The sequence below is a fragment of the Nocardia rhizosphaerihabitans genome (genome assembly GCF_014646295.1).
Taxonomy (GTDB): Bacteria; Actinomycetota; Actinomycetes; order Mycobacteriales; family Mycobacteriaceae; genus Nocardia; species Nocardia rhizosphaerihabitans.
Genome location: NZ_BMNE01000001.1, coordinates 1211689 through 1236784, shown reverse-complemented (window position 1 = coordinate 1236784; position 25096 = coordinate 1211689). Strand labels below are relative to the sequence as shown.

Annotated in this window: 24 protein-coding genes; 19 read left to right on the top strand and 5 right to left on the bottom strand. The window is 69.3% G+C overall.

All coding sequences use genetic code 11. The annotated features are described in order from the left end of the window. Window positions 1–36: 36 nt before the first annotated feature. Window positions 37–948 (bottom strand): NmrA/HSCARG family protein, encoded by a 912-nt coding sequence (locus IEY60_RS05565; RefSeq protein WP_189024416.1) that lies wholly within the window; start codon window positions 946–948, stop codon window positions 37–39. Between the two features lie 112 nt (window positions 949–1060). Here IEY60_RS05565 and IEY60_RS05560 point away from each other — a divergent pair, with 112 nt between their 5' ends. Further along, window positions 1061–1813, top strand: a complete 753-nt coding sequence (locus IEY60_RS05560) for a TetR/AcrR family transcriptional regulator (protein ID WP_189024414.1) — start codon at window positions 1061–1063, stop codon at window positions 1811–1813. Here IEY60_RS05560 and IEY60_RS05555 read toward each other — a convergent pair whose 3' ends face one another. Further along, entirely contained in the window at window positions 1814–2203 is a 390-nt protein-coding gene (locus IEY60_RS05555; RefSeq protein WP_019048221.1) for a DUF2237 family protein, read from the bottom strand. Between the two features lie 155 nt (window positions 2204–2358). Between IEY60_RS05555 and ftsY the strand changes: the two genes are divergently transcribed. The 6 genes from ftsY (at window position 2359) to ffh (ending at window position 10416) form a co-directional block, all read left to right on the top strand. Continuing rightward, window positions 2359–3852: a signal recognition particle-docking protein FtsY gene (gene ftsY / locus IEY60_RS05550; RefSeq protein WP_189024412.1), complete on the top strand. Its 1494-nt coding sequence runs from the start codon at window positions 2359–2361 to the stop codon at window positions 3850–3852. A gap of 291 nt (window positions 3853–4143) precedes the next feature. Then, window positions 4144–5490: an ammonium transporter gene (locus IEY60_RS05545; protein WP_229739555.1), complete on the top strand. Its 1347-nt coding sequence runs from the start codon at window positions 4144–4146 to the stop codon at window positions 5488–5490. 5 nt (window positions 5491–5495) lie between these two features. After that, window positions 5496–5834: a P-II family nitrogen regulator gene (locus IEY60_RS05540; protein WP_110036141.1), complete on the top strand. Its 339-nt coding sequence runs from the start codon at window positions 5496–5498 to the stop codon at window positions 5832–5834. A gap of 79 nt (window positions 5835–5913) precedes the next feature. Next, window positions 5914–8358, top strand: a complete 2445-nt coding sequence (locus IEY60_RS05535) for a [protein-PII] uridylyltransferase (protein WP_189024408.1) — start codon at window positions 5914–5916, stop codon at window positions 8356–8358. A 134-nt stretch (window positions 8359–8492) separates the two neighbouring features. Continuing rightward, window positions 8493–8807: a hypothetical protein gene (locus IEY60_RS05530; RefSeq protein ID WP_229739554.1), complete on the top strand. Its 315-nt coding sequence runs from the start codon at window positions 8493–8495 to the stop codon at window positions 8805–8807. Between the two features lie 55 nt (window positions 8808–8862). Then, complete coding sequence (gene ffh / locus IEY60_RS05525; RefSeq protein WP_189024406.1) at window positions 8863–10416, top strand: signal recognition particle protein; 1554 nt, start codon at window positions 8863–8865, stop codon at window positions 10414–10416. Between the two features lie 52 nt (window positions 10417–10468). On the opposite strand, the gene IEY60_RS05520 is transcribed toward ffh, so the two are convergent. Further along, window positions 10469–11260: a phosphatidylethanolamine N-methyltransferase family domain-containing protein gene (locus IEY60_RS05520; RefSeq protein WP_189024404.1), complete on the bottom strand. Its 792-nt coding sequence runs from the start codon at window positions 11258–11260 to the stop codon at window positions 10469–10471. A gap of 105 nt (window positions 11261–11365) precedes the next feature. On the opposite strand from IEY60_RS05520, the gene IEY60_RS05515 reads away from it, so the two are divergent. The 6 genes from IEY60_RS05515 (at window position 11366) to trmD (ending at window position 15462) form a co-directional block, all read left to right on the top strand. Then, window positions 11366–12193: a nuclear transport factor 2 family protein gene (locus IEY60_RS05515; protein WP_189024402.1), complete on the top strand. Its 828-nt coding sequence runs from the start codon at window positions 11366–11368 to the stop codon at window positions 12191–12193. 76 nt (window positions 12194–12269) lie between these two features. Continuing rightward, complete coding sequence (locus IEY60_RS05510; RefSeq protein ID WP_189024400.1) at window positions 12270–13364, top strand: metal-dependent hydrolase family protein; 1095 nt, start codon at window positions 12270–12272, stop codon at window positions 13362–13364. A gap of 206 nt (window positions 13365–13570) precedes the next feature. Further along, entirely contained in the window at window positions 13571–14008 is a 438-nt protein-coding gene (rpsP, locus tag IEY60_RS05505; RefSeq protein WP_189024398.1) for a 30S ribosomal protein S16, read from the top strand. After that, complete coding sequence (locus tag IEY60_RS05500) at window positions 14008–14250, top strand: RNA-binding protein (RefSeq protein WP_019048210.1); 243 nt, start codon at window positions 14008–14010, stop codon at window positions 14248–14250. The genes rpsP and IEY60_RS05500 overlap by 1 nt, the downstream gene beginning before the upstream one ends. Beyond that, entirely contained in the window at window positions 14251–14775 is a 525-nt protein-coding gene (rimM, locus tag IEY60_RS05495; RefSeq protein ID WP_189024396.1) for a ribosome maturation factor RimM, read from the top strand. Window positions 14776–14778: 3 nt separating this feature from the next. Next, entirely contained in the window at window positions 14779–15462 is a 684-nt protein-coding gene (gene trmD, locus IEY60_RS05490; RefSeq protein ID WP_189024394.1) for a tRNA (guanosine(37)-N1)-methyltransferase TrmD, read from the top strand. A 7-nt stretch (window positions 15463–15469) separates the two neighbouring features. Here the strand turns inward: trmD and IEY60_RS05485 are convergent, their stop codons facing one another. Together IEY60_RS05485 and IEY60_RS05480 are read right to left on the bottom strand one after the other, a co-directional pair. Beyond that, window positions 15470–15838, bottom strand: coding sequence for a VOC family protein (locus IEY60_RS05485; protein ID WP_189024392.1), 369 nt, complete (start codon window positions 15836–15838; stop codon window positions 15470–15472). A gap of 343 nt (window positions 15839–16181) precedes the next feature. Beyond that, complete coding sequence (locus tag IEY60_RS05480) at window positions 16182–17033, bottom strand: helix-turn-helix transcriptional regulator (RefSeq protein WP_189024390.1); 852 nt, start codon at window positions 17031–17033, stop codon at window positions 16182–16184. Window positions 17034–17118: 85 nt separating this feature from the next. Here IEY60_RS05480 and IEY60_RS05475 point away from each other — a divergent pair, with 85 nt between their 5' ends. The 6 genes from IEY60_RS05475 to lepB all read left to right on the top strand — a co-directional run bounded on the left by IEY60_RS05475 (window position 17119) and on the right by lepB (window position 25066). Beyond that, window positions 17119–18747, top strand: coding sequence for an AMP-binding protein (locus IEY60_RS05475; protein ID WP_189024388.1), 1629 nt, complete (start codon window positions 17119–17121; stop codon window positions 18745–18747). After that, a complete protein-coding gene (locus IEY60_RS05470) occupies window positions 18747–20360 on the top strand; it encodes an AMP-binding protein (RefSeq protein WP_189024386.1) in 1614 nt (537 codons plus the stop codon). Before IEY60_RS05475 ends, IEY60_RS05470 begins: the two co-directional genes overlap by 1 nt. Before the next feature lie 47 nt (window positions 20361–20407). Further along, complete coding sequence (locus IEY60_RS05465) at window positions 20408–22798, top strand: Tex family protein (protein ID WP_229739553.1); 2391 nt, start codon at window positions 20408–20410, stop codon at window positions 22796–22798. A gap of 21 nt (window positions 22799–22819) precedes the next feature. Next, on the top strand, window positions 22820–23710 hold the full coding sequence (locus IEY60_RS05460) for a hypothetical protein (protein ID WP_189024384.1): 891 nt from the start codon (window positions 22820–22822) through the stop codon (window positions 23708–23710). Window positions 23711–23874: 164 nt separating this feature from the next. Beyond that, entirely contained in the window at window positions 23875–24216 is a 342-nt protein-coding gene (gene rplS, locus IEY60_RS05455) for a 50S ribosomal protein L19 (RefSeq protein ID WP_019048201.1), read from the top strand. 85 nt (window positions 24217–24301) lie between these two features. Further along, window positions 24302–25066: a signal peptidase I gene (gene lepB, locus IEY60_RS05450; protein ID WP_373291669.1), complete on the top strand. Its 765-nt coding sequence runs from the start codon at window positions 24302–24304 to the stop codon at window positions 25064–25066. Window positions 25067–25096: the final 30 nt, after the last annotated feature.

Genomic DNA, 25096 nt, shown 5'->3' with positions numbered 1-25096 from the left:
CGCCGGCGCGACCCGCTCGGCGGGCCGGATCGGAGGTCAGGCAGCCGGTGCCGACTCGTCGAGCCGGGCCAGGATCTTCTCGGCGCCGCCCCGAGCCAGCCACTCGGGCAGGGTCGTGAGCTGCGGATACAGCTGTCGCAGGGCGGGCAGGTCGGCCTGCCAGCCGCCGGTCTCGCGGATCAGGCGCCAGGTGTTGCCGAGCTGTGGACCGATCGCCTCGGCTTCGGCTTCGGTGACCTCGCGGTAGTGGATCGGGCGGCCGGTGGCCGCGCTGATGGCGGCTGCCGCGTCGACGGGGGTGATCGCGTCGCTTGCCAGTTCCAGGGCGCGGCCGTGCCAGCCGTCGGGGTCGGCGAAGGCGAGCGCGGCGAACGCGCCGATGTCGTCGAGGGCGATCATCTGTAGCGGCCGGTCGGCCGGGAACAGGTGCGGGTGCTCACCGCCCGCGCGGACGCCGTCGACGGGGGAGCCCTGCAGCAGGTAGTTCTCCATGAAGCGGACCGGTCGCAGCAGCGTGTAGCGCAGGCCCGAGGCGACGATCGCGTCCTCGATCTGCCGCTTGCCCTCCTGGCCCCACGAGTCGGCCGCGCCCATGGTCGCGATGCCGGAGAAGACGATCTGCTCGACGCCGGCCGCGCGAGCCGCCTCGACCATCGCGATGCCGCGCTGGGCCTCCAGGCCCGCTGTCCAACCGCTGGGACCGTAATCGGCTGGGGGAATGAGGAATACGGCACGCGCGCCGGTCGCTGCTGCGCGCAGCGAGGCAGGGTCGTCGAAATCGCCTGTCGCCAGGTCGGCGCCCGCCTCGGCCAGCGCGCGGGCCGACGGAGCGGCGGGATCGCGGACGAGGGCGCGTACCGGGTGGCCGTCGGCGAGCAGCTTCTTGGCGGTGACACCGCCCTGTTTGCCGGTCGCACCGGTGATCAGAACGGGATGTGCTGATGACATTGCGGATGAGCTCCGTTTCGTTCCCTACAATCGGGTCGGGCGACCCGTATTCCGGACGGTACGGGCGGTTCGACCCGGTTGGCCAGGTGTCGTGCAGGGAGGGCGTAACGAAATGACCGTCGACAACAGGGTGGAACCCGCGATCAGAGCGGACGCCCGGCGCAACCGCGCCCTCGTCCTCGCCGCGGCGCAACGCGCGCTCGCCGAGCGGGGGACCGCCGTCTCACTGGCCGAGGTCGCCCGGCGCGCCGGCGTCGGCGCGGGCACCGTCCACCGGCATTTCCCCACGAAAACCGATCTTCTGGAAGCGGTGATGCAACAGCGCGTCGACCGCCTGGCCGCGCTGGCCGCCGACCACCTCGCCGACCCGGACCCCGGTGCCGCCTTCTTCGCCCTGTGCGCCCATGTCATCACCACGACGCCAGGCAACAAAGACCTCTGCGACCTGGTGCAATCCGACGACGGCTGGCCGCGCGCCCTCCTGCGCGGCGCGGGCAACCGCTTCCACCGCGCCCTCGGCGCACTGCTCACCGCCGCCCAACGTCAGGGCGCGGTCCGCCCGGATGTCGCCGTCACCGACGTCCTCGACATCTACACCGGATGCGTTGCGATCCAACGACATCGGCGCGCCGACGACCCCTTGGCGCCGGCCGTCGTCCTCATCCTCGATGCCTTGCGAACCCGCCCCTCACCCGTAACGGAACCCACGAAAGTCGACCGTGACGAAACTCGTCGACATGACGAAACCTCGCCACCGCGCTGCCCCGTCTGCGCCGGAGCCGTCCACCGGTCCACCACCGGCAGACCCGCCCGCTACTGCTCACCGGCCTGCCGCCAGAAAGCGCACCGCAGGCGCCACCCCTAGCTACAGCAGATCGCTCACATCGTCCGGGACGTCGACGGCGTATTTGCGCAGGATGTCCATAGAGATGACCTCCAGCGCGTTCTCGTGCGTCGCGGCCAGCACCACCGGCGCCGCGACCCCGTCCTCGTGCGCGTGCAACCAGCGCACCGCCACCACGCACCAGCGGTCGCCCGGCTGCAGGCCGGGGAAGTTGTTCTCCGGCCGCGGAGTGCTGAGGTCGTTGCCGATGGATGCCTGATGCTCCAGGAATTCCGCCGTCACGACGGTGCACACGGTGTGGCTGCCGAGATCCTCCGGACCGGTGCTGCAGCAGCCGTCCCGGTAGAAGCCCGTGAGAGGATCGGTGCCGCACTCTTCCAGCGGCCCCCCAAGCACGTTTCGATCGGTCACGCCGCCGATCCTATGGGGCGAGCGCCAGAAGTTCCGCAGGACAACGAATCTGTAGTGTTTCCCCGGCGAGCCGACGGGCCCTTTCCCCAGCTACCGACCCGCCGCGCCGACGCCGCCGACGTGGGACGATCGGCCGCCCGAATAGACTCGGCCGGGTGAGTTCGCAAGCGTGGATCCTGATCGCCGCGATCGCCGCCGTGCTGTTGGTGGCGCTCGTCGCGGGTTTCGTCCTGTACAAGCGGCGCCAGATCTCCCTGGCGCCGCCCGAGCCGGACAAGGAGTTGACGGACAAGTCCGGTGGCTACACCGCCTCCGGGGGTTTCAACTTCAAACAGGGCGGGTCGGCGACCACGCTGCCGCGCCCCGAACCGGCGCCCGAGCGGACCGATACCGAGGGGCAGCCGCACGTCGGTGACGATGCCGCCGTCCCGCGCGACGCGCCGCGGCGCAGCATCACCGATGTCCCGCTGCCCGAGAGCGACGTGCAGGTCACCGAGGACGTGGTGGTCCCGGACGATCTGAGCACGCTCGACACACCGCCGGTCACCACCGCCCCGCCCACCGAGATCACACCCGCCGAGACCGCGCCCGCCGACACCGCCCCGGCCGAGGCGGCACCGACCGAGACCGCGCCCGTCGCGGAACCGGCCCCCACCGAAGCACCCGCCGAGACCGCGCCTGCCGAGGTCGACGCCGTCGCCGCCGCCATCGAAGAGATCGACCCCACCTCGGGCCGGCTGGTCCGCCTGCGCGGCCGCCTGTCCCGCTCGCAGAACGCCGTCGGCAAGAGCCTGCTCGGCCTGCTCGGCGGTGGCGACCTCGACGAGGACTCGTGGGAGGAGATCGAGGACACCCTCGTGCTGGCCGATATCGGCACCGCGAGCACCGCGAAGATCGTCGAACGCCTGCGCGAGGAGATGGCCACGCGCAGCGTGCGCACCCCCGAACAGGCCCGCGCGACGCTGCGCGACGTGCTGATCGAGGCGCTGCGCCCCGAGCTGGACCGGTCCATCCACGCGCTGCCGCACGCCGATCACCCGGCGATCCTGCTGGTCGTCGGCGTGAACGGCACCGGCAAGACCACCACCACCGGCAAGCTGGCCCGCGTGCTGGTCGCCGACGGCCGCCGGGTGCTGCTCGGCGCCGCCGACACCTTCCGCGCCGCCGCCGCCGATCAGCTGCAGACCTGGGGCGAACGCGTCGGCGCGGACACCGTGCGCGGTAAGGAGGCCGCCGACCCGGCCGCCGTCGCGTTCGACGCGGTCACCGCGGGCATCGACCGTGGCGTCGACGCCGTCCTCATCGACACCGCGGGCCGCCTGCACACCAAGACCGGCCTGATGGACGAGCTGGGCAAGGTCAAGCGGGTCGTCGAGAAGAAGGCCGAGGTCGACGAGGTGCTGCTCGTCCTCGACTCCACCGTCGGCCAGAACGGGCTGATGCAGGCGCGGGTGTTCGCCGACGTCGTCGACATCACCGGCGTCGTCCTGACCAAGCTGGACGGCACCGCCAAGGGCGGCATCGTGTTCCAGGTGCAGCACGAGCTCGGTGTTCCGGTGAAACTCGTCGGACTGGGTGAGGGCGCCGACGATCTGGCGCCGTTCGAGCCCGGCGCCTTCGTCGACGCCCTGCTCGGCGGTACCTCCTAGCTCCCCCCGCTGCCCGCCCGATCCCAGCGATCGGGCGGGCAGCGCTGTTTTCCAGGAGAAACGCCGCGTCGGCCTCCCACCGCGAATGCACGGTGAACCGCACACTCGTACCAGCCTCACTGTGAGCACGCAGGTGGTGGCCAACCGCACGAAACGTGGAAGCAACACAACCGCGCAATCCGTTCACTCAGGTGAAACACCACTGCTCAACGGATGAAACACCGAGTGGCGACCCTCTGTACAGGTCCTTTTGCCGTCATCGGCAGGGCCCGAGATGAGGAGGAACACAAGGTGGCATTTCCCGTAATCGGCGCACCCGACGCCGGTGACACCGCATGGTTGCTGACCGCATCAGCACTCGTGCTGCTGATGACGCCGGGCTTGGCGTTTTTCTACGGCGGTATGGTCCGTGGCAAGAACGTCCTGAACATGATCATGATGAGCATCTCGGCGATGGGTCTGGTGACCATCCTGTGGTGTCTCTACGGCTTCTCAATGGCATTCGGCGAGGACAAGGGCAACTTCCTCGGTGACCCGCTGCAGTACTTCGGCCTGAAGGGCGTCTTCGGCGGTCAGTACCTGGCCACCACCGATCCGGAGGCGCCGGCGGGTATCCCGCTCGCGGGCACCATTCCGCTGTCGGTGTTCGTCGCCTTCCAGCTCATGTTCGCGATCATCACCGTCGCACTCATCTCGGGCGCGGTCGCCGACCGCCTGAAGTTCGGTTCGTGGCTCCTGTTTGCCGGAATTTGGGTCACCGTCGTGTACTTCCCCGTCGCGCACTGGGTCTTCGCCTTCGACGGCGTCACCGCCGAGAACGGTGGCTGGATCGCCACCGGCATCAAGGCGATCGACTTCGCCGGTGGTACCGCGGTGCACATCAACGCCGGTGTCGCCGGCCTGGTCCTTGCCGTGGTCCTCGGTAAGCGCAAGGGCTGGCCGAAGACTCCGTTCCGTCCGCACAACCTGCCGTTCGTGATGCTCGGCGCCGGTCTGCTGTGGTTCGGCTGGTACGGCTTCAACGCGGGTTCGGCGGTCGGCGCCAACGGCATCGCCGGTGCCACCTTCCTCACCACCACCATCGCCACCGCGGCCGCCATGCTCGCCTGGCTGCTCGTGGAGCGTCTGCGTGACGGTCACCCGACCTCCCTCGGCGCCGCCTCGGGCATCGTCGCCGGTCTGGTCGCCATCACCCCGGCGTGTTCGTCGGTGAACGTGGTCGGCGCGCTGGCCATCGGCATCGTCTCCGGTGCGCTGTGCGCCCTGGCCGTCGGTCTGAAGTTCCGCTTCGGTTTCGACGACTCGCTCGACGTCGTCGGCGTCCACCTCGTCGGTGGTCTGGTCGGCACCCTGATGGTCGGCCTTGTCGCCACGGCCGAAGCTCCCGCGGCTGTCGATGGTCTGTTCTACGGTGGTGGAGTCGAGCAGTTGAAGCTGCAGGCTGTCGGTGCCTTCGCGGTCCTGGCCTACTCGCTCGTCGTGACGGCCGTCATCGCCTACGCGATCAAGTTCACCATCGGCCTGCGCGCGAGCGAAGAGGCCGAGTCGGCGGGTCTGGACGAGTCCGAGCACGCGGAAACCGCATACGATTTCACTGCTGTGGGTGGCACGGCACGCTCGCTCGTCAAGGAGGCATGACGAACATGAAACTGGTTACGGCAATCGTCAAACCGTTCACGCTCGAAGATGTGAAAACCGGGCTGGAACAGGCAGGCGTGCTCGGCATGACCGTCAGCGAAGTCCAGGGTTACGGACGGCAGAAGGGCCACACCGAGGTCTACCGCGGTGCGGAGTACTCGGTGGACTTCGTTCCGAAGGTCCGCGTCGAGGTCGTGGTCGACGATGCGTCGGTCGAGAAGGTCGTCGAGGTGATCGTCGAGGCCTCGCGCACCGGAAAGATCGGTGACGGCAAGGTGTGGGTGACCCCGGTGGACACCATCATCCGTGTCCGCACCGGCGAACGCGGAAGCGACGCACTGTAATTCGGTAGCGAAGCACGGTTAACGATCGAGCGGCGGCCCCGCTCCCACCGGCACGACCGGTCGGGGCGGGGCCGCCCGCATGAATGGCGGTGGGACTGTGGCACAACAGAACGGCGGTATTCAGCACAACGGGGCGGCCGACCTGGTCAAGGCCAGGGCGCAGCTGCTCGACGGGGCGGGGACCCGCAATCCGCGGCTCGATCCGGAATCCCTGCGTGCGGCGCTGGTCGACCTGTTCGAACTCTGGCTGACCAGCAAGGGCAACGAGCTGGGCATCATCGCCGACAGCGGCCTTGCCGTCGTCGCGGTGGGTGGGCTCGGGCGCCGGGAGATGCTGCCGTACTCCGACCTGGATCTGGTACTGCTGCACGACAATGTCGACCCCGCCGTGGTGTCGAAGATCGCCGATCAGCTCTGGTATCCGCTCTGGGACGCCCACATCAAGCTCGATCACAGCGTGCGCACGGTGCCGCAGGCACTGCGGGTGGCCGCCGACGACATGATCGCCGCGCTCGGCCTGCTCGAGGCCCGGCATATCGTCGGCGACGAGGATCTGTCCAACCTGCTCATCGGCGGGGTGCGCCGGGAATGGCGGACCGGCATCAGGTCCCGTTTCGACGACCTGATCGCCCAGACCACCACCCGCTGGCAGCGCAGCGGCGAGATCGCCCACCGCGCAGAGCCGGACCTGAAGAACGGCCGCGGCGGGCTGCGCGACATTCAGCTGCTCGACGCACTCGCCATCGCCCAGCTGACCGACGCCATGCCGGGCCTCGGCCCCGAGGTGCCGGGCGGCGGCCTGAAGCAGGCGCACCGCAGGCTCCTGGACGTGCGCACCGAACTGCACCGGGTCGCCGGCCGGGCCCGCGACCAGCTGCGCGCCCAGGACGCCGACGAGATCGGCGCCGCGCTGCGCATCGGCGACCGGTTCGATCTGGCCCGCACGCTGACCGATTCGGCCCGCACGGTCAGCTATTCGACCGATGTCGGCCTGCGCACCGCGGCCAACGCGCTGCCGCGCCGCGGCCTGGCCCGGCTGCGCCGGATGCCGGTGCGCCGACCACTCGATGAGGGGGTGGTCGAGCACGCCGGCGAGGTGGTGCTGGCCAGGGACGCGCGGCCACAGCGCGATCCCGGCCTGATCCTGCGGGTCGCCGCCGCCTCGGCGCAGACCGGGCTGCCGATGTCGGCGACCACGCTCAACCGGCTGTCGGAGGAGTCGCCCGAACTGCGCGAGCCGTGGCCCAAGGACGCGCTCAACGATCTGCTCGTGCTGCTCGGTGCCGGCCGCGGCAGCATCGACGCGGTCGAGGCGCTCGATCGAACCGGGCTGTGGGGCAGGCTGTTTCCCGAATGGGGCGCGGTGCGCGACCTGCCGCCCCGCGACGCGCTGCACACCTGGACCGTCGACCGGCACCTGATGGAGACCGTCGCCTACGCCGGTGCGCTGAGCACCAGGGTCGCCCGGCCCGACCTGCTCACCCTCGGTGCGCTGCTGCACGACATCGGCAAGGGCAGGGCGGGCGATCACAGCGTGGTCGGTGCCGAACTCGCCACCCATATCGGACGCAGGCTCGGCCTGTGGCCCTCGGACGTGCGCACCCTCAGCGCCATCGTGCGCCACCACCTGCTGCTGCCCGACACCGCGACCCGGCGCGATCTGGCCGACCCGGACACGGTGCGTCACGTCGCCGACGCGCTCGACGGCGATGCCGGTCTGCTCGAACTGCTGCACACGCTGGCCGAGGCCGACTCGATGGCCACCGGCCCCGGCGTCTGGGGTGACTGGAAGGCTTCGCTGATCGGCGACCTGGTCCGCCGCTGCAAGCTGGTGATGGCGGGGGAGCCACTGCCGCAACCGGAACCGATCGACCCCGTCCTGCTGGACAAGGCCAGGGCCGGTGGCGTGCACGTCACCCTCGCGCCCGGCGAGGGCAAGCACACCTACGTGGTGACGGTCATCGCTCCCGACGAGCCCGGTCTGCTCTCCGACGCGGCGGGCGTGCTGGCCCTGCACTCCCTGCGTGTCCTCTCGGCCGCGCTCGGCGCGGCGGGGGACTCGGCGATCAACACCTTCGTGGTGACCCCGAAGTTCGGTGACCCGCCCGACGCGGGCCTGCTGCGACAGGAGCTGATCCGCGCGACCTCCGGCGCGCTGAATCTGACCGAAGTGCTGGCCAAACGCGAAGCCGAGGCCGTCGGCGCCGGGCCAGGCCGCTACGCGCGGGCCGTGCCGCGGCTGATCTGGTCGACGACCAGCACACCCGGCCAGCCCATCCTCGAACTGCGCGCCGAGGACCGGGTCGGCCTGCTCAGCAGGCTGGCGGGCGCCTTCGCCGCGACCGGGGCGAACGTGCGGTGGGCCAAGGTGGTCACGATGGGTTCGGCCGTGGTCGACGCGTTCTGCCTCGATCTCGGCGACGCCGACAGCCCGCAGCTACGAGACCGCATCGAAAAGGCCGTTCTGGACGTCGTTCCGCATCCGGCGCCCGCGCCGCCGTCGACGGAGGATGTCACCGACTGAGATCAACAGGACACGGTTTACTCACCGATTGCTATCAGGTTGCCCCGCAAACCGTGATCGCTGCCCGATCGGTCGAGAATGGACCTATAGCATTCGAGAGGTCTGGCTGTCACTCGTACGAGGGGAGCAGATCTGTGGCTATCGAAGTCGTTTCCGCATCGATGATGACCAGCGACGCGACCGCGCACATCGCGCGCTGCGTCGGTGGTGACCTGTGGGTGGTTTCGTGGCTACCCGGTCGCACACTGACCGGATCCCAAGCCCTGGCCGCGATGACCATCGCGTCGACCACCGCACGGCATATCGACAGCCCCGATGCCGAATGGCAGCGCATCGAGGCACTCGCTCGCGAACTCGGCCTCACCGGCAGGGAAGCGGTGTACCTCGTGAACATCGAGAATCACGAGTTGTGCCGCACCACGCCACCGCACGTGCGCCACCGGGAATAACACCCATTACCCTGGGAGGGCAATAGACGTCCCTTTCAGATCAGGAGCGCGATCGGTGTTCGAATCCCTGTCCGACCGGCTTACCGGTGCATTGCAGGATCTGCGCGGTAAGGGGCGTCTGTCACCGGCCGACATCGACGCCACCGCGCGCGAGATCCGCCTCGCCCTCCTCGAAGCCGACGTCGCGCTGCCCGTGGTGCGCGGCTTCATCGCCAACGTCAAGGAGCGCGCCAAGGGTGCGGAGGTCTCCGCGGCGCTCAACCCGGCGCAGCAGGTTGTCAAGATCGTCAACGAGGAGCTCGTCGGCATCCTCGGCGGCGAGACCCGCAGGCTCAACCTCGCCAAGAACCCGCCGACGGTCATCATGCTGGCCGGTCTGCAGGGTGCGGGTAAGACCACCCTGGCGGGCAAGCTCGCCAAATACCTGAAGGGCCAGGGGCATCAGCCGATCCTGGTCGCCTGTGACCTCCAGCGCCCCGGCGCGGTCACCCAGCTGCAGGTCGTCGGTGAGCGCGCCGGCGTGCCCGTGTTCGCCCCGCACCCGGGCACCTCCGTCGGCGGCGGCGAGAACCCGCTGGGCATCTCGGCGGCCGACCCGGTCGGCGTCGCCCGCGCCGGTGTCGAGGAGGCCAAGGCCAAGCAGTACGACGTGGTCATCGTCGACACCGCGGGCCGGCTCGGTATCGACGCCGAGCTCATGCGCCAGGCCGCGGGCATCCGCGATGCCGTGCAGCCCGACGAGACGCTGTTCGTCCTCGACGCGATGATCGGTCAGGACGCGGTCAGCACCGCCGAGGCGTTCCGCGACGGCGTCGGCTTCACCGGTGTCGTGCTCACCAAGCTCGACGGTGACGCCCGCGGTGGTGCGGCGCTGTCGGTGCGCAATGTGACCGGTTCGCCGATCATGTTCGCCTCGACCGGTGAGAAGCTCGAGGACTTCGACGTCTTCCACCCGGACCGGATGGCCTCGCGCATCCTCGGCATGGGTGACGTGCTCACCCTCATCGAGCAGGCCGAGCAGGTCTACGACGCCCAGCAGGCCGAGGAGACCGCCCGCAAGATCGGCAGCGGCGAGCTCACCCTCGAGGACTTCCTCGACCAGATGCTGGCCATCCGCAAGATGGGCCCGATCGGCAACCTGCTCGGCATGCTGCCCGGCGCCGGTCAGATGAAGGACGTGCTCGCTCAGGTCGACGACAAGCAGCTCGACCGGGTGCAGGCCATCATCCGCGGCATGACCCCCGCCGAGCGCGACAACCCGAAGATCATCAACGCCTCCCGCCGCCTGCGCATCGCCAACGGCTCGGGCGTGCAGGTCTCGGAGGTGAATCAGCTCGTCGACCGCTTCTTCGAGGCCAAGAAGATGATGGCCATGATGGGCCGTCAGATGGGCCTGCCCGGTTCGCGCCGCGGCAACACCAAGAAGGGCAAGAAGGGCAAGAAGGGTGGCCGCGGCCCGACCCCGCCGAAGATGCGCGGTGGATTCCCCGGCATGCCCGCGGGCCTGCCGCCGGGCATGGACCTGTCGCAGATGCCGCCGGGGCTCGATCAGCTGCCGCCCGGTCTGGACGGCATCGACCTGTCGCAGCTGAAGTTCCCCAAGAACTGATTCGACACAACACCGCGGTCGAGGTTTCGGCCGCGGTGTTGCTGTGTCCGGCTCAGATCACGCCCGGGATCAGCGCCTTGCGATGCGACGGGTAGTCGACGAACTTCTCCCGGTACCAGCGATGCGTCGCGAAGGCGCGCGGCACCAGGTTGCCCGCGGTGATCAGGAAGATCGCCACACCCGCCAGCGACCAGGTGAGCAGCGCGAACCCGGCCCAGGCGATCAGTTCGCCCAGGTAGGCCGGGCTGCTGACGAACCGGAAGCCGCCGCCGTACGGGATGCGGTACTCGGCGGCGCCGGGGTTGTCCTTGTCACGCAGATTGCGCACGATCGCCTCGGACCGCACCAGCAGCGCGAATCCGCACAGATACACGACGAGCCCGATCAGGAATCGCGGGTCGGTGAGCCAGGCGGTGCCGTACTGGTTCTTGTAGTCGTTGCTGAAGAACGCGCCGTTGAGGTAGCCGTGCAGCGAGGTCACGAACACCCCGGCCGCGACCACCGAGAAGTTGAAGCTGCTCTTCTTGCCCGGCACCTGCCGGATCGACAGCGGGAAGAACCAGCCGCGATTGCCGTAGTGCAGCAGCCAGATCGCCGCCAGCACCAGCGGCACCGGTTCGAAACGGTCGGGGCCGGAGAAGTAGAACACCGCGAACACGACGGTCGCGGGCAGTTCCATCAACCACCAGCCCAGCTTGGGATTGAGATTGAAGCCGATCGAGGTCGAGGCGAAGCGGCCGTAGGGACTCTGCGCGAACAGCCCGCCCACGATCACGAACGCGGCGAAGGCGAAGGCGATGGCCAGCACCGTGTCGTAGGTGGTGTTCCCGGTGTACCAGTCCATCGAGATTCCTTTGTCCGACAGCGCGCCGGGCATGATCGCCGACGCAAAACTAGAACACGTTCTATCATGGATCGCGCAGGGGAAGCGTGACTATGGAGGACCTACATGTCGTTGGATCGGACCGCTGAAGACCTGCTGGCGGCGGTGCAGGCGTCACCGCGCGCGGTGGCCGCGCACGACAAGAACACCTGGGTCGGCCTGTTCGTGGACAACGCCGCGGTGCACGATCCGTACGGTGCGCGCGAGCACATCGGCCGGGACGCGATCTCGCGGTTCTACAACGTCTTCATCGCGCCGAACTCCATCGTCTTCCGGGTCGAACGCGATCTCGTCGCGGGGCGCACGGTGGTGCGTGACCTGCACATCGAGACGACCATGTCGACCGGCGCCACCGTCACCGTGCCCATGCATCTGCGCTACGACCTGATCGAATCCGGTGGCGGCTGGCGGATCGCGCGACTGGCCGCGCACTGGGAACTGGCGGTGATGATCCGGCGGTTGCTGGGCACGGGCCCGTCCGGGCTGCTGGCCGGGTGCAAGCTCGGCCCGCAACTCGTCACCGAGCTGGGCGCCGGTGGGGCGATGGGCATGATGCGGGGCCTGCGCGGAGTGGGCGCGACGGGTAAACGGGTCGTCGGCAGGCTGTTCGGCGCCGCCGCCGCTGGCGATGTGGCCGGTGTCCGTGACCTGCTCGGTGCGCGGGCGGAGGTCGAGCTGCCCGCCGGGCATCCGGTCGACGCGGCAACGTTCGCCGAGCTCGCGCGAGACATGGAGTGGGACAAGCTGATCGCCGCCGGGCGCACGGTCAGCGCGAGCGTGCGGATCGGCGCGGCGCGCGGCGTGGCCTTCGTCGACTTCGCGGCCGACGAGCCGCGGATCGTGGCCGTGACGGTCTTCCTCGACGGTCCGCTGTCAGGGCACCTGTCGTCCTGAGCGGCCGCGCCCGGGCCGGGTGCGGGCGCCGATCGCGCGCGGTAGGTTGGGCGCAGGCCGACGTCTGGAGGTTGCTGTGCATCTGCGTGGTGTGGTTCTCCCCGGTGACGAGGAGCGCGACCTCTGGGTCGTCGACGGTGTCGTGACGTTCGAACCGGTGCGCGGAGCCGAAACCCTGTGCCACACAGGGTGGATCGTGCCCGGTCTCGTCGATGCCCACTGCCACGTCGGCATCCGCTACGGCGGCGGCGACGAGACCCGCGACGGCGCGATCGAGCAGGCCGAGACCGAACGCGACGCGGGCGCCCTGCTGCTGCGCGACGCGGGCTCACCGATCGACACCCACTTCATCGACGAGCACACAGAACTGCCGCGCATCATCCGCGCCGGCCGCCACATCGCCCGGCCGAGGCGCTACATCCGCGAACTCGGCATCGAACTGGACGACGAACGCGACCTGCCCGAGATCGTCGCCGAACAGGCCCGCTTCGGCGACGGCTGGGTCAAGATCGTCGGTGACTGGATCGACCGCTCCGTGGGCGACCTGCGCCCGCTGTGGAGCGACGACATCCTGAAACAGGCCATCGACGCCGCCCATGCCAACGGCGCCCGCGTCACCGCCCATGTCTTCGGCGAGGATGCCCTGCCCGGCCTGATCAACGCCGGCATCGACTGCCTCGAACACGGCACCGGCATCACAGACGACACCATCGAGATGATGCTCGCCAACGGCACCGCGCTGGTCCCCACCCTGATCAATATCGACACCTTCCCCGGCATCGCCGACAGCGCCACCAGATTTCCCGTCTACGCCGCCCACATGCGCGACCTGCACCGCCGCGTCCGCGACACCGTCGGCCGCGCCCACGAAGCAGGCATCCCCATCTACGCGGGCACCGACGCGGGCGGCTCCATCCGCCACGGCCGCATCGCCGACGAGATCGCCGCCCTCACCGGCGCGGGCCTGTCCCCGCACGAAGCCCTCGGCGCCGCCTCCTGGAACGCCCGCACCTGGCTCGGCCGCCCGAGCATCGACGAAGGGGCCCCCGCCGACTTCGTCGTCTACGCCGACGACCCGCGCGTCCACCCGGCCGCCCTCACCGACCCGCAATGGGTCGTCCTGCGCGGCCTCGTCGTCAAAACCCCCAACCCCGTCACCGGCCACCGCTGAGCGGGCCCCGCCGTCGCGCCCGGAGGCGATTTCGGTCGGGGTGGGCCGGTCTGGCACAATGGTCAACCGTCCTTCCTGGACAGTGTCAGCCCGTCTCCGGTTACGTACCGCGCGGCGGTCACACACTCCATGCGCGAAACCGGACCCGCAGACCATGTGGGTCGCCGAATCGCGTGGTGACCAACTATCGAAAGAGGCAGATCAGCATGGCTGTTCGCATCAAGCTCACCCGCCTGGGCAAGATCCGCAACCCGCAGTACCGCGTCGTGGTTGCCGACGCCCGCACCCGTCGTGACGGCCGGGCCATCGAGGCCATCGGCAAGTACCACCCGAAGGAAGAGCCTTCGCTGATCGAGATCGACGCCGATCGCGTGGCGTACTGGCTGTCCGTCGGCGCGCAGCCGACCGAGTCGGTGCAGCGTCTGCTGGAGATCACCGGCGACTGGCAGAAGTTCAAGGGCCTGCCGGGCACCGAGGGCACCCTCAAGGTGAAGGCCGCCAAGCCGTCCAAGCTGGACCTGTTCAACGCCGCGCTGGCCGCCGCCGACAACGAGCCCGTCGCCGAGGCTGTCACCCCCAAGAAGAAGGCCGCCAAGAAGGACGAGGCTGCCGCTGAGGAAGCCGCCACCGAGGCTGCCGAGTAATGACTGCCGTTGTTGCCGATGCCGTCGAACATCTGGTTCGCGGCATCGTCGCCAACCCCGACGACGTCCGCGTCGAGCTGATCACCGGCCGTCGCGGACGCACCGTCGAGGTGCACGTCCATCCTGAGGACCTGGGCAAGGTGATCGGGCGCGGCGGTCGTACCGCGACCGCGCTGCGCACCCTGGTCGCCGGTATCGGCGGCCGTGGGATCCGGGTCGACGTGGTCGACACCGACGCCTAGATGGAACTCGTCGTAGGTCGAGTCGCCAAGTCGCACGGCGTGCGCGGCGAACTCGTCGTCGAGGTGCGTACCGACGAGCCGGAACTCCGGTTCGCCCCCGGTGCCACCCTGCACGGCAGGATGCCGAAATCCGCGGCGACCCGTGACTACACCGTGAAGTCGGCCCGAGAGCACTCGGGCCGGCTTCTGGTGTTCGTCGACGGCATCGACGACCGCACCGCCGCCGACGCACTGCGCGGCATGCTGTTCGTCGTCGACAGCGAGTCCCTGCCGCCGTCCGACGACGAGGACGCCTTCTACGACCACGAGCTCGAAGGCCTGCGCGTCGAGCTCACCGACGGCACCATCGTCGGCGAGGTCACCGAGGTGCTGCATTCGGCCGCGGGTGAACTGCTGTCGGTGCGCGCCGCCGACGACGGCCGCGAAATTCTCGTTCCCTTTGTCACCGCCATCGTGCCGACCGTGTCGATCGCCGATGGACTGGTGGTCATCACCCCGCCCGAGGGCCTGCTCGATCCGGAGTAATTCGTGCAACTCGACGTCGTCACGATCTTCCCGGAATATCTCGAGCCGCTGCGGACCGCGCTGCTCGGCAAGGCCGTCGACAAGGGCCTGATCTCGATCGGCGTGCACGATCTGCGGGATTGGACCCACGACGTGCACAAGTCCGTCGACGATTCGCCCTACGGCGGCGGTCCGGGCATGGTCATGAAGCCCACCGTCTGGGGCGACGCGCTCGACGCGGTGTGCCCCGACGACGCCCTGCTCGTCGTCCCCACTCCGGCCGGTGTGCCGTTCACCCAGGCCACCGCGCAACGCTGGTCCACCGAGAAGCACCTCGTCTTCGCGTGCGGTCGCTACGAGGGCATCGATCAGCGCGTGTTCGACGATGCCGCCCGCCGCGTCCGCGTCGAAGAGGTGAGCATCGGCGACTACGTCCTCATCGGCGGCGAGGCCGCCGTGCTGGTGATGACCGAGGCCGTGGTCCGGCTGATCCCCGGCGTGCTCGGCAATCAGCAGTCCCACCAGGAGGATTCGTTCTCCGACGGACTCCTGGAAGGGCCGAGCTACACCCGCCCGGTCTCGTGGCGCGGCCTGGACGTGCCGCCGATCCTGCTGTCCGGCGATCACGCCAAGGTGGCCGCGTGGCGCCACGAGCAGTCCCTGGAACGCACCCGCGAACGCAGGCCGGATCTACTGCCGGAGCAGTAACGCCTGCCTACATCGACGCGGCGCGGGTGGTGATGGCGAACGGGTGCCCGGCCGGGTCGAGCAACACCCGCCAGCGCGGATCCTGTTGCACCGGAGCGGGTTTGGCGCCGATCGCCAGCGCGTGCTGCTCACACAGATCCAGGTCGGCGTCGGCGGCCAGTTCCAGCTGTACCGCGGCGCTGCCCGGCCATTGCGGCGGGAAGTAGTTCTCGACGCGTTGCGCTGCCAGGGTCAGCCCCGACGGTATGCGGATACCCACGCTGTGGGCGTCGTTCCACAGCACACGGCCACCGAGCAGCCCGAGGTAGAAGCGAGCGAGGGACTCGGGGTCGTCACAGTCCAGCGAGACGCCGGCCAATTGAAAAGGCTCCGTCATCGGACCGACGGTACCGGTCGGGATGGACGCCGAGATTGTTTTGTCCTAAAGATGTTTGGGTATTCATCAGGGTCATTCGTTGTGTCATCGTCCAAGGTGAGGATTGCTCGTTCCATCCGGAATGTGTTCTGTGACCGCGGTACTCGGTGCGACGGACGCCCCCGACCGGTCACCACGCCTATGTGCCCTGGACAGGCCGTGCGCCCGTGGGTGATTCGGCGTCCCTGACACTCGGCGCGCTGAGCGTGAGCGAAGTGTGAAACGAGCAGCAGCCGGATCGCCGAGCTCGCGCACGGGCGCTCACCGTGACGGATCTGCGCCCGAGAGCGTGACGCATTCCACATCAGGGCAGCAGGCGATGACGCCGTGCCAGCGCCACCGCCTCGTGCCGGGTTCGCGCGTCGAGCTTGGTCATCGCCTGCCGCAGGTAGCTCTTGACGGTTTCCGCTCCGAGCGACAGGCGCAGCGCCGCTTCCTGATTCGTGCAGCCGAGCGCGATCTGCGCGAGCACGTCGAGCTCGCGCCGGGACAGCCGCGGTACCTCGTCCGCCGACTCGCCCGCCAGCACACCGGTCAGCCGATCGCACACACCCGAGAGCCGCTCGCGCAGCGCCGCATCGCCTGCGGCGGTCGCCATGGCCCGCAGTTCGGCGTGAATCTCGCGCAGTTCCTCCGCGATCGCGGGGGTGGCGGCCGGGGCCGGGGTCGTGAGTTCGAGCATCCTGACCCGTCGATCCACCTCGTCGCGGATCGCGATCTCGGTCGCCAGCCGCCTGCCTGCCTGCACGATCACCTCCGTGGTTCGATCGCCGAGCGGGCTGGTGCCCCTGGTGGCCGCGTAGAGCACGGCACGGGGTCGGTCGGCCACCACGACCGGAACGGCGACAATCGACCGCAGTCCCTCGCCACAGACCGGCCCGTCGTAGTGGTGGGTGATCGAGGACGCGCCCCGGTAGTCGGCCACCGCGGCCGGTCGGTGGTGCTCCATCACCCGCCCGCCGAGCCCGGCGGTGCGCAGTACCGACAGCCCACGCAGCCCGGTGGTGACCGTGCCGACGAACTCGGTGAGCAGCAGCGTGTCCTCGTCGACCGGCCCGCCGAAGACCACCGGGACGTTCGCCCTGCGCGCGACCCAGCGGATCTCGGCGCGCAGCGCATCGCCGTCGCGGGGACGCAACAGGGAAGTGGCCGGCATCGGTCACCCCTTTTCGGGGGTAGTGGCGTACGTGAGGTGTGCCACATTCTAGGACAGACCTGGTGGCCCGTTGAGGAGAACTGCGATGAGTACCGACCTGGACGCGCGGGTGCGCGACCTGCTCGACTGTTACGACGGACCGGAGGCCTGCGCGGCCGTGTTGCTGTGTGACCGGCATCCGGCCGATCGGGTCGCGTTCACGGTGGTCGAGTCGGATCTGAGTGCGCACGAGCTGACCTACGGCGAGCTGCGTGAGCGGTCGGCCCGGTTCGCGGCGGCGCTGGCCGAGCTCGGCGTCGGCCCCGGGGATCGGGTGGCGACGTTGATGGCGAAGTCGGCCGATCTGGTGGTCGCGCTGCTCGGCATCTGGCGCCGCGGTGCGGTGCACGTGCCGCTGTTCACCGCGTTCGCGCCGCCCGCCATCGGCTTCCGGCTCGCTGCGAGTCATGCCGAGGTGGTCGTCGTCGATGCCGATCAGGCACCGAAACTGGCTGTGGGCGAGGACATTCCCGCCGATCCCGAGCGCCGCACGATCGTCGTGGGCGCGGCTGATATCCCCGATGCGCTGTCGTTCGACGATCTGATCGCCGCGCACCGCTCCGACGATCCCCGCGCGGTCCCGGTGGTGGTCGGCGGTGACGGCCTGCTGGTCCAGCTGTTCACCAGCGGCACCACGGGTACGCCCAAGGGCGTGCCGATCCCGGTGCGCGCCCTGGCTTCCTTCCACGCCTACCAGGAGTTCGCCCTGGATGTGCGTCCCGAGGACGTCTACTGGAACGCGGCCGACCCGGGCTGGGCCTACGGCCTCTACTACGCGATCCTCGCCCCGCTGGCGACCGGCGTGCGCAGCCTGCTGCTGCACGCGGGCTTCTCCGCACCGCTCACCCTGGACGTGCTGCGCCGCTTCGGCGTCACCAACTTCGCCGCGGCGCCGACGGTCTACCGTGCGCTGCGCGCGGGCGCGGTCCCCGAGGGGATCGCGCTGCGCCGGGCATCGTCGGCGGGGGAGCCGCTCACGCCGGACGTCGTCGCCTGGTCGGAACGCGCGCTCGGCGTCGCCGTGCGCGATCACTACGGACAGACCGAGCACGGCATGGTCATCTGCCACGCCTGGCACCCCGCCGTCGACCGGCCCGCGCCGCTCGGCTCGATGGGGTCCCAGCTGCCCGGCTGGACCTGTGCGGTCCTGGCCGAGGACGCCGACACCGAGGCCGCGCCCGGCGAGATCGGCCGCGTCGCCATCGACACCGATCACAGCCCGCTGCTGTGGTTCCTCGGCTACCTCGACGCCCCCGAACGCACCGCGAGCCGTTACACCGCCGACGGCCGCTGGTACCTCACCGGTGACGTGGGCGCCCGCGACGCCGACGGCTTCTTCCACTTCAGCTCGCGCGATGACGACGTGATCATCATGGCGGGCTACCGGATCGGCCCGTTCGAGGTCGAGAGCGTGCTGGTCCTGCACGGTCAGGTCGCCGAGGCCGCCGTCGTCGGGATGCCGGACGAGCTGCGCGGCGAGGTACTCGAAGCCTTCGTCGTGCTGCGCGACGGCGCCGACGGCAGCGCCGAGCTGGCCGCCGAACTCCAGCAGCTGGTCAAGGACAAGTTCGCCGCGCACGCCTATCCGCGGACGGTCCATTTCGTACCGAGTCTGCCCAAGACCCCGAGTGGCAAGGTGCAGCGATTCGTGCTGCGCGGCAAGGAGATCCGCTGATGCCCGAACTGAGCTACACCTGTGGACTCGCCGAAACCCCGCTGCTCGGCGACACCATCGGCGCAAATCTCGACCGCACCGTCGCGGCGTATCCGGACAACGAAGCGCTGATCGACCGGCCGACCGGCCGTCGCTGGACCTATCGCGAGCTCGGCGCGGCCGTCGACGCCGTCGCGACCGGCCTGGCCGCGAGCGGTATCGCCGCGGGCGAACGGGTCGGGATCTGGGCGCCCAACTGCGCCGAATGGTTCCTGGTCCAGTACGCCACGGCGAAACTGGGCGCGATCCTGGTCAATATCAATCCCGCCTACCGCACCAGCGAACTCGAGTACGTCCTCGGTCAGGCGGGCGTGCGGCTGCTGATCGCCGCGCCGGAGTTCAAGACCTCGAACTATGTGGCGATGACCGAACAGGTGCGGCCGAACTGCCCCGCCCTGGAACAGGTGCTGATCCTCGGGACCGAACAGTGGCAGCGGGTGGTGGCCACGGCGCCCGATGCCGCGCGACTGGCCGCGATCGCCGCGACGCTGTCCGCCGACGACCCGATCAACATCCAGTACACCTCGGGGACAACGGGTTTCCCGAAGGGCGCGACGCTGAGCCACCACAACATCCTCAACAACGGCTACTTCGTCGGCGAGCTGTGCGGCTACACCGCGGCCGACCGGATCTGCGTGCCGGTGCCGTACTACCACTGCTTCGGGATGGTGATGGGCAATCTCGCGGCGACCTCGCACGGTGCGGCCGTGGTGATTCCGGCGCCGTCGTTCGATCCCGCCGCGACCCTGGCCGCTGTCGCCGCCGAGCGCTGCACCTCCCTCTACGGCGTGCCGACCATGTTCATCGCGATGCTCGCCGAGCTCGACGCCGGTGCCACCGCCGACCTGTCGAGCCTGCGCACCGGCATCATGGCGGGCTCGCCGTGCCCGGTGGAGGTGATGAAACGGGTGATCGAGCAGCTGGGGATGGCCGAGGTCGCGATCTGTTACGGCATGACCGAGACGTCGCCGGTGTCCACCCAGACCCGCCGCGACGACAGCATCGACCGCCGCACCGCCACCGTCGGCCGCGTCGGCCCGCATCTCGAGGTCAAGGTGATCGACCCGGCGAGCGGGCGCACCCTGCCGCGTGGCGAGGCGGGCGAACTGTGTACCCGCGGCTATTCGGTGATGCTCGGCTACTGGGACCAGCCCGACAAGACGGCCGAGGCGATCGACGCCGCCCGCTGGATGCACACCGGCGACATCGGCGTGATGGACGACGACGGCTACCTCTCGGTCACCGGCCGGATCAAGGACATGGTGATCCGCGGCGGCGAGAACATCTACCCCCGCGAAATCGAGGAATTCCTCTACACCCACCCCGATATCGTCGACGCCCAGGTGATCGGCGTCCCCGACGAGAAGTACGGCGAGGAACTCATGGTCTGGCTCCGGCTGCGCGAGGGCGCCCCCGTTCTCGACGCCGCCGCGATTCGCGACTTCTGCACCGGTCGCCTTGCCCACTACAAGATCCCGCGCTACGTGCATGTGGTCGACGAGTTCCCGATGACGGTCACCGGCAAGATCCGCAAAGCGGAGATGCGGGAACTGGCCAGGGATCTGCTCGCCTGACCTGGGAGTCGGCCGGGTGTCGGGGAAGCGCGGTAGTCTCTGCGGTCGTGACGACAGCGCCCGAGACCGACACACCGACCATCCTCGCCAGCGTGGGCAGGCGGATCGCCGACGAGCTGGGGGTGCGCGAGACCCAGGTCCGTGCCGCCGTCGAATTGCTCGACGGCGGCTCGACGGTGCCGTTCATCGCGCGCTACCGCAAGGAGGTCACCGGCGGCCTCGACGATGCCCAGCTGCGCCAGCTCGACGAGCGGCTCGGCTACCTGCGTGAGCTCGACGAACGCCGCGGCGCGATCATCGAATCCATCCGCGGCCAAGGCAAACTCGACCCGGCGCTGCACCAGCAGATCATGCTCGCCGAGACCAAGGCCCGCCTCGAAGACATCTACCTGCCGTACAAGCCCAAGCGCCGCACCAAGGCCCAGATCGCCCGCGAAGCCGGCCACGAGCCGGTGGCCGACGCCCTGATCGGCGACCCGACCACCGACCCGGCCGGCTACACCGCCGAACAGCTCGACGGCGCCCGCGCGATCCTCGTCGAACGCTTCGCCGAGGACGCCGACCTGGTCGGTGAACTCCGCGAGCTCATGTGGAACCGCGGCCAGGTCACCTCGACGGTGCGCGCGGGCAAGGAAGAGGCGGGCGCCAAGTTCGCCGACTACTTCGAGTTCAGCGAGCCCTTCCACAAGCTGCCGTCGCACCGGATCCTGGCGCTGCTGCGCGGTGAGAAGGAAGAGGTGCTCACCCTGCACCTGGAACCCGACACCGAAGAGCCGGAGCCCGGCGCGCGCACCATCTACGAGGGCCGCATCGCGGTCGCCTTCGGCATCGCCGATCAGGGCCGCCCGGCCGATCCCTGGCTGCTCGACACGGTGCGCTGGGCTTGGCGCACCAAGCTGCAGGTGAGCCTGGGCATCGACACCAGGATGCGGTTGCGGCAGGCGGCGGAGAAGGACGCGGTCGACGTGTTCGCCGCGAACCTGCGCGACCTGCTGCTCGCCGCACCGGCGGGCACCCGCACCACCATGGGCCTCGACCCCGGCTACCGCACCGGCGTGAAGGTCGCGGTGGTCGACGCCACCGGCAAGGCCGTGGCGACCGAGGTCATCTACCCGCACAAGCCGCAGGGCCAGACCGAGAAGTCCCTGGCCGTGCTGGCCGCGCTGGTCGCCCGGTTCAATGTCGAGCTCATCGCCATCGGCAACGGCACCGCCTCCCGCGAGACCGATGCCCTTGCCACCGAACTGATCTCGCGCATCCCCGAGAACAAGCCGACCAAGATCGTGGTGTCGGAGGCGGGCGCCTCGGTGTACTCGGCCTCGGCCTACGCCTCGGCCGAACTGCCCGACATGGACGTATCGCTGCGCGGCGCGGTCTCCATCGCCCGCCGCCTGCAGGACCCGCTCGCCGAGCTGGTGAAGATCGATCCCAAGTCGATCGGTGTCGGCCAGTACCAGCACGACGTCTCCGAGACGCTGCTGGCCCGCTCGCTGGGCGCGGTCGTCGAAGACGCGGTGAACGCGGTCGGTGTCGACGTGAACACCGCCTCGGTGCCGTTGCTCTCGCGCGTGTCGGGCGTGTCCGGCTCGGTGGCGGAAAGCATTGTGGCGCACCGCGACCAGAACGGACCGTTCCGCAGCCGGACCGCCCTGCTCGAGGTTCCCCGCCTAGGCCCCAAGGCCTTCGAGCAGTGCGCGGGCTTCCTGCGTATTCGTGGCGGCGACGACCCGCTCGACACCTCCGCGGTGCACCCCGAGGCCTACCCGGTCGTGCGCCGCATCCTCGAGCACACCGGCCGCCCGATGGCCGAGGTCATCGGCAACACCGGCACGCTGCGCGCACTGCGGCCCGCCGACTTCACCGACGAGAAGTTCGGTGTGCCGACCGTCAGCGACATCATCGCCGAGCTCGAGAAGCCGGGCCGCGACCCGCGTCCGGAGTTCAAGACCGCCGAATTCGCCGCCGGTGTGGAGAAGGTCGCCGACCTGGAGCCGGGCATGGTGCTCGAAGGTGTCGTCACCAATGTGGCCGCCTTCGGCGCGTTCGTCGATGTCGGCGTGCACCAGGACGGCCTCGTGCACGTCTCGGCGATGTCGCACACCTTCGTCAAGGACCCGCGCGAAGTGGTCAAGTCCGGTGACGTGGTGAAGGTGAAGGTCCTCGAAGTCGACGTCGCCCGGCAGCGGATCGGCCTGAGCTTGCGGCTGGATGACGAGCCGGGCAAGCCCGCGCAGGGGGACAATCGTGGTGGCGGCGCACCGCGCGGCCAGGGCCGGGGTCAGGGCCGTCCGCAGGGCGGTCGTGGACAGGGTGCGGAACGCGGCCAGGCGCAGGGTCGCAGCCAAGCCCAGGGGCGTGGCGGCAACCAGCGCAAGCCGGCGGCCGAGCCCAGCGGGTCCATGGCCGACGCGTTGCGCCGGGCGGGATTCGGCAAGTAACTCGACGACAGGGCGGGCGGCATGCAGCGGTGGCTCGAAGACGAAGTGATCGCGCGCGGCCGCCTGCCCCTGTTGTGTTTCCTGCTGGGGTTCATCCTCGGTTTCGTGGTCATCCGGATCAGCGTGCGGCTGATCAGGGCGAAGGTGCGGTGGTGGCCCGGCAACATCAAGGCGGGCGACACCCACATCCACCACATGGTGTTCGGCGTCATCACGGTGCTGCTCACCGGCATCGGGCTGATCGCGACCGCCGAGGACTCCACCCAGGTCACCTCGAGTGTGCTGGCCGCCCTGTTCGGGATCGGCGCCGCGCTGGTCCTCGACGAATTCGCCCTGATCTTCTACCTGCGTGACGTCTACTGGGAGGAGCAGGGCCGGACCTCGGTGGACGCGGTCTTCGTCGCACTGGCCGTCACCGGCCTGCTGTTGCTCGGCGTGCAACCGGCGACGTTCCTCGACTACGACGACTTCCGGCAGTCGCGCGGGATCGGCGTCCGCATCGCCCTGCTCGCCACCCTCGTGCTGAACCTGCTGCTGGCCGGGGTGGTGATCGCCAAGGGCAAGATCTGGACCGGGCTGTTCGGGATGTTCTTCACCCCGCTGCTGCTGATCGGCGCCATCCGGCTCAGCCGCCCCGGCTCGCCCTGGGCCCGGTGGCGCTACGGCAACCGGCCCAAGACGATGGGCAGGGCGATCGCCAGGGAGCGGCGATACCGGCGCCCGGTCGTGCGCGCGAAGATCTTCATCCAGGACCTCATCGCGGGGAAACCCGATGTCGAACACGCCCGCACCGCGGCCGAGGCCGAGCTGCAGCGCACCGTCGTCGCGGCGCCGCCCGCGCCGCCACCGCACCCGCACCTGCTGCCTCGCCGCCGGGCCGACGTCACGGCCGACACCTCGGCGGGGGAGTGACCGCGCTCGCCCGATTTCAGTCCGGGCAACCTGGTCTGGCACAATGAACCGGTTGCCTTGGACGAGTCATGTCCGAGAGCACTCCTGTTCTGAGCATGAACCGGTCGAGCGCGCGAGTGCCGCCAGGTTCCTCTGTTCGCGCAAAGAATCCGAAAAGGTGGAAAATGAACACCCTTGATTTCGTCGACGAGAAGTCGCTGCGTAGCGATGTCCCCGACTTCCGTCCGGGCGACACCCTGAACGTGCACGTGAAGGTCATCGAAGGCTCGAAGGAGCGCATCCAGGTCTTCAAGGGCGTCGTGATCCGGCGTCAGGGCGGCGGCATCGGCGAGACCTTCACGGTCCGCAAGGTGTCCTTCGGTGTCGGTGTCGAGCGCACCTTCCCCGTGCACAGCCCCAACATCGACCACATCGATGTCGTGACCCGCGGTGACGTGCGTCGCGCCAAGCTGTACTACCTGCGCGATCTGCGCGGCAAGGCCGCCAAGATCAAGGAAAAGCGCTGATCTTGCGGTAGCTGTTCGCAGCACAGAAATTTCCGGTAGCCCGGCGCCCCGACTTCGGTCGGGGCGCCGGGCTACTCTGTTCGGCGTGGCAGACGAAAGTGGGTCGGTGTCGGTGTCCGATTCGGGTGACGAAGGTGGACGGCGCAAGAGACAGCGCAGCGAGAAGAAGCAGCGCCCGTTCTGGCAGGAGCTGCCGATACTGATCGTGATCGCGGCGGTAATCGCCGCGCTGATGGTCACTTTCGTCGGGCGGCCCTATGTGATCCCGTCGCAGTCGATGGAGAACACGCTGCTGATCGGCGACCGCATCTATGTCGAGAAGATCAGCTACTACGGCTCCGAACCAGGCCCCGGCGATGTCGTGGTCTTCGTCGGCCCCCCGTCGTGGAACGGGCACTACAAGTCGATCCGTTCCGACAACACCGTCGTGCGCGGCGTGCAGAACTTCCTGTCCTACTTCGGCCTTGTCCCGCCGGACGAGAACGATCTCGTCAAGCGCGTCATCGCCGTCGGCGGGCAGACCGTGCAGTGCTGTGATCCGCAGGGCCGGGTGATGGTCGACGGCAAACCGCTCGACGAGCCGTACATCAAGAAGGACTACCCCTGGTTCACCGACCGCCCCAACGCGGTCTATCCGGCGGGCCGGGTATTCGGGCCGGTGAAGGTGCCCGAGGGCAACCTGTGGGTGATGGGCGACAATCGCAACGAGTCGGCCGATTCGCGCGCCCACGTCAGCGACGATCTGCAGGGCACCGTGCCGGTGGACAATGTGCGCGGCAAGACGGTGTTCAAGATCTGGCCGCCGAACCGGATGGGCCCGGTACGCAGCGAGAACGCGCAGGAAAACTGACACGCGACGAGATACGGGGACAATCGAACT